This is a genomic window from Sporosarcina koreensis, assembly GCF_001531445.1.
Taxonomy (GTDB): Bacteria; Bacillota; Bacilli; order Bacillales_A; family Planococcaceae; genus Sporosarcina; species Sporosarcina koreensis_C.
In genome coordinates, this window is sequence record NZ_LQYA01000233.1 from 16,958 (window position 1) to 21,690 (window position 4,733).

Below are 4,733 nucleotides of genomic sequence, written 5' to 3' on the forward strand. Positions count from 1 at the left end.
CGGGAAACCTTTCAGCACCCCCGCAAGTTTGCGTATCTTTTCATTTGAAAGTCCTGCACCGATATCAGCTTCATCGATGCCTGCGCGGTCAAATAAAAACAGCAGCCATCGCTCTGGAGCGAGTCCTTTCAAACTGTTTTTCACCGCTTTTTTCGGGTCCTCTTTCAACATGGTATGAATCATTTGAAAAGCCTTTTCTTCATTCATCGAAGGAAGGGAGTCAATCCGCATTTCGACGGGCTGTTTTCCATTTTTCATTTGCTCTTTTACGACAAATTGACTGCAACGTAAAATTGCTGGGCCGCTCAAACCGAAGTGGGTGAAAAGCATGTCCATCTGATGGGTAATAAGTGTCTTCCCTTTAGCATTCAAAACGGAAACAGCAACATCGCGCAGTGCGAGACCTTGCAGTTCCTTTGATTGGATAAACGGTTCATCGGATAGTAACGGCACTTCTGTCGGGTAGAGCTCGGTCACTGTATGTCCAGCTTTTTCCGCCCATGGATAGCCATCTCCTGTACTTCCGGTTTGCGGGACCGCCTTGCCGCCTACCGCTGCAACGACTGCGTGAGAACGGATTTCTTCACCATCTTCAAGCCGCACGCCCAAAATCCGTTCATCGCCCATCAGTAGTTTTTTCACGCGGGTCGTCAACCTGACTTCCACATGCAAGCGATCCATTTCCGATAGCAAAGCATCCACAACATCCTTCGCTTTATTCGAAACAGGGAACATTCGGCCGTGATCCTCTTCTTTTAACGGAACGCCAAGCCCTTCAAAAAATGCGATGATATCCTCATTATTAAAGACAGAAAACGGACCATACAAAAATCTACCGTTTCCGGGAATATTCTTCACGATTTCTTCAAGTGGAAGCCGATTCGTTACGTTGCATCTGCCGCCTCCTGATATCGATAATTTATTCCCGAGCTTCTTCCCTTTATCCAACAGGAGAACTTTGCCTCCATGTTCAGCCGCAGCGATTGAGGCCATCAGTCCAGAGGGACCCCCGCCGATGATTATGACGTCATACATATATGGAACCACACTTTCTGTTTTTCTCTATTATACATGGATAAGCCAATCAATTACGCCTTGGCGTAATTGCGTCCAGATTTTTTTCGAGCTTGCTCGAAAAATTCCTTTGAAAATCTGTGACATCCTCCGGAGGATAACTGAGTCCAGCTTGATTTTATCCTCCACTAAATTCAGGGGGGATATGCATTTATCTCGTCATTGCTTGAGGCAAGGGTAATCAGGCTGGATTCAGTTAATCATTGTGAAAAGCAGCGCAGGGGGGTAAACTGATAAGTAGCTTTGTGGAGTAGTTCTTATGATTGGAAGGATCAACTATGTCATCAAATCTTGTAAAAGGCACGGCCATTTTAACCATCGGGCTCTTCTTATCGAAGGCGCTCGGTCTTTTATACGTTATACCGTTTTATGCGATTGTTGGGGAAAAAAATATTGGGTTATATCAATACGCATACATTCCTTACAATTTGGCGTTGGCAGTCGCTATTTCTGGCGCACCACTAGCCATTTCGAAATTTGTTTCTAAATACAATGCTATGGGCGATTATGCAACTGGCCGGAAGTTGATGAAATCCGGGATGCTTGTCATGATCGCCACTGGAGTTTTATCATTTTTGGTATTATTTTTCATGGCAGAACCGATAGCGCATCTTGTCATATCTGATGACGACGAGGACTTTACAATTGCAGAAATCACGTCTGTCATTCGTTGGGTGAGCTACGCATTGCTTGTCGTCCCGCTTATGAGTATTGTCAGAGGATATTTGCAAGGCAATCAGAAGTTCGAGCCGACTTCCGTTTCACAGCTTATCGAACAAATTGTCAGGATTATTGTCGTGCTACTAGGAGCATTCATTGTAGTGAATGTTTTGGATCTATCTCCTAAGATAGCAGTTAAATTTGCTGTGTTTGCCGCGTTCATAGGGGCGTTGGCGGGGCTAGTTGTTTTATATAAATATTGGTTGAAATATAAGCCCGAGTTCAACCAATTGTATCAAAGCAGTCCACCGGCAAGCGATATTACTTTTTTTGATATGTACAAGGAAGTTATCGGTTATACAATCCCGTTCGTCCTTGTTGGCGTCATCAATCCTTTATATCAATTTGTGGATATGATCACATTCAACACTACGATGAAATCAATCGGTCTAAAAGACGTTTCCAATATGTATTTTACGATGCTCAACTTTTTGACGCATAAAGTTGTCATGATACCTGTAATGGTTGCAACAGGGTTTTCAATGGCATTAATTCCTGTCATTACAAGTTTCTACACGAAAAAAGACCAGAAGGGAATTACCAGGTCGCTCGACCAAACATATCAGATCATGCTGTTTCTGACAATTCCCATGGTACTTGGACTGATGGTTCTTTCAAATGAAATCTATAGATTTTTCTACAGTGAAAGTCCAATCGGGGCTGGTGTACTGACAGCATATGCGCCTGTTGCAATCCTGTTCGGCCTATTCACAGTAACAGCCGCTATCCTTCAGGGAATCAACAAGCATAAATGGATTGTCTTCACTTCGCTAACGGGCCTCTTATTCAAAATGATCTTGAACATCCCGCTCATTAAGCTCTTCGAAGTGAACGGCGCTATTGCTGCGACGGCGATCGGCTATGCAATCGCGGTCGGAATCAATATTTATGTCATTTCGAGAGTCCTTCATTACCGTTCGAAGATGGTGTTTAGGCGCTTGATCCTTATCGGGATTTTCAATGTGATCATGCTCGTTTCCGTGCACTTTACATTAAAGGGTCTGCTAGCAATCAGTCCTGTCGACGGTAAGATGCAGGCGCTGCTCTATGTTATGATTTGTGCGGCTGTCGGAGTAGTAGTCTATGGGGCACTTTCGTTGAAGTCGGGGCTTGCGCAAAAGTTGTTCGGCGACCGATTGACGAGAATTACCAAGAAGTTCGGTTTTGGAGGGTGAACGATGCGTTTAGATAAATTACTTGCGAATATGGGCTATGGCTCCCGGAAAGAAGTCAAGCAACTATTGAAGAAAGGAGCCGTGCAGGTTAATTCTGAACCTGTAAAGGATGCGGCGCTTCACGTCGATCCGGTGAAGGATGAGGTAACGATCCTTGGTGAGCAGGTCGTCTACAAAGAATTTATATATTTGATGTTGAATAAACCTCAAGGGGTCATCTCCGCAACGGAGGATGATCGTGACCGGACTGTCATCGATTTGCTGATTGGAGAACATCGTCATTTCGAACCGTTTCCTGTAGGAAGGCTCGATAAGGATACGGAAGGTCTTTTATTGATTACGAATGACGGCAAGCTAGCGCATGAATTACTGTCGCCGAAAAAGGAAGTTCCGAAAACGTATTACGCCCATATCAATGGGCGGGTCGATGAAACTGATATTGAAAAGTTTGCGGCAGGGTTGACGTTGGACGACGGCTACTTCACGAAACCGGGACAGCTTCGAGTTTTGCAATCAGGCGAGACATCGGAAATCGAGCTGACGATCACTGAAGGCAAGTTCCATCAAGTGAAGCGGATGTTCGAAGCGGTCGGGAAGCGGGTCGTCTATTTGAAACGCCTATCGATGGGACCTCTGGAATTGGATAGTGCTTTACACTTAGGGGAATATAGGGAGCTGACCGAAGAGGAAGTCGCCATGCTCCGAAATGAAAAAGGCTGAACCGGATTGTCTGGTTCAGCCTTTTCGTATCTTGGTAACGTCTAGACTCTGGGTGGCAGTTAGCTGCCACCCTTCGCTTTTGAAGTGATGTCATGAGGGTAATTTAACTTTTTTCTGAGTTGTCGTCCATTTTCCGCGGGCCGGGCTTGTGATGAGCTCGTTGTATTCTAGGACGTTCAAGTCCCTTTGCGCTGTGCGGTTTGTGATGCCGAATTCTTCAACAACATTTTCCGTTGTGACAATACCCCTGTCAAGGATATATAAATATACATCCTTGATGCGGGTAAGCATACGATCAGTAGCTGGATTCAACTGTGGAACCACTCCTTCATCTTCATTTTCCAAAACGATGGGCATGAGACTATTGAATGTACCGTGTGTTAGTTGAATTGCCCCCGACAATGCACTCCTTTCATCAGAACGTTGCGTCAGATGCAATGTTCTGACAATATAAGTATAACTCATTTTTAACAATAATACATGAATTTTTTGTTAAAGTTCTGTAAGAAATGTTTTGCTCTTTATTTTCTAAGCTGAACATGTAAAAATAGGGTATTAGGAAAGAAGGTGCTTGAATTGGTGAATTGGAGTGAAAAAGTGTTAGAAAGAGAAGAACTTCTAATTGATGATTTAAAGCAATTGGTTTCCATCCCGTCCATACTTGACGAAAGCACGGCAACAGAGGAGGCACCGTTTGGAACGGAGCCGAAGCGTGCACTTGATTGGCTTTTGGAGGAAGGCAGGAAAGCCGGATTCACTGTTAAAAATATCGATAATATGGCTGGCCATATTGAAATGGGAGAGGGCGACGAGCTGCTTGGCATCCTTTGTCACGTCGATGTTGTGCCTGCTGGCGGCAATTGGAAGTTCGGTCCGTTTGACGGGACAGTGAAGGACGGAAAGTTGTTCGGCCGAGGTGCGATTGATGATAAAGGGCCGACAATCGCCGCTTGGCACGCCATGAAAATGGTGAAGGAAGCGGGCATTCCTTTGAATAAAAGAGTCCGGCTCATTATCGGTACAGATGAAGAAAGCGGTTTCCGC

General features: G+C 44.8%; 5 protein-coding genes. 3 read left to right on the forward strand and 2 right to left on the reverse strand.

Annotated elements, in window-relative coordinates:
• Positions 1–1,035: NAD(P)/FAD-dependent oxidoreductase (locus tag AWV70_RS19930; RefSeq protein WP_235588779.1), on the reverse strand; the 1,035-nt coding region annotated here is incomplete at its 3' end.
• Positions 1,036–1,352: 317 nt separating this feature from the next.
• On the opposite strand from AWV70_RS19930, the gene AWV70_RS19935 reads away from it, so the two are divergent.
• Together AWV70_RS19935 and AWV70_RS19940 are read left to right on the forward strand one after the other, a co-directional pair.
• Entirely contained in the window at positions 1,353–2,969 is a 1,617-nt protein-coding gene (locus AWV70_RS19935; RefSeq protein WP_060210265.1) for a putative polysaccharide biosynthesis protein, read from the forward strand.
• 3 nt (positions 2,970–2,972) lie between these two features.
• Positions 2,973–3,689, forward strand: a complete 717-nt coding sequence (locus AWV70_RS19940; protein ID WP_060210266.1) for a pseudouridine synthase — start codon at positions 2,973–2,975, stop codon at positions 3,687–3,689.
• 90 nt (positions 3,690–3,779) lie between these two features.
• Here AWV70_RS19940 and AWV70_RS19945 read toward each other — a convergent pair whose 3' ends face one another.
• Positions 3,780–4,001, reverse strand: coding sequence for a DeoR family transcriptional regulator (locus tag AWV70_RS19945; protein WP_060210271.1), 222 nt, complete (start codon positions 3,999–4,001; stop codon positions 3,780–3,782).
• A 267-nt stretch (positions 4,002–4,268) separates the two neighbouring features.
• On the opposite strand from AWV70_RS19945, the gene AWV70_RS24900 reads away from it, so the two are divergent.
• On the forward strand, positions 4,269–4,733 hold a 465-nt coding region (locus tag AWV70_RS24900), incomplete at its 3' end, for a Sapep family Mn(2+)-dependent dipeptidase (RefSeq protein ID WP_235588782.1).

Coding starts and splice junctions, on each gene's coding strand:
- AWV70_RS19940 (WP_060210266.1), top strand. CDS start 2,973: ATGCGTTTAGATAAATTACTTGCGAATATGGGCTATGGCTCCCGGAAA.
- AWV70_RS19935 (WP_060210265.1), top strand. CDS start 1,353: ATGTCATCAAATCTTGTAAAAGGCACGGCCATTTTAACCATCGGGCTC.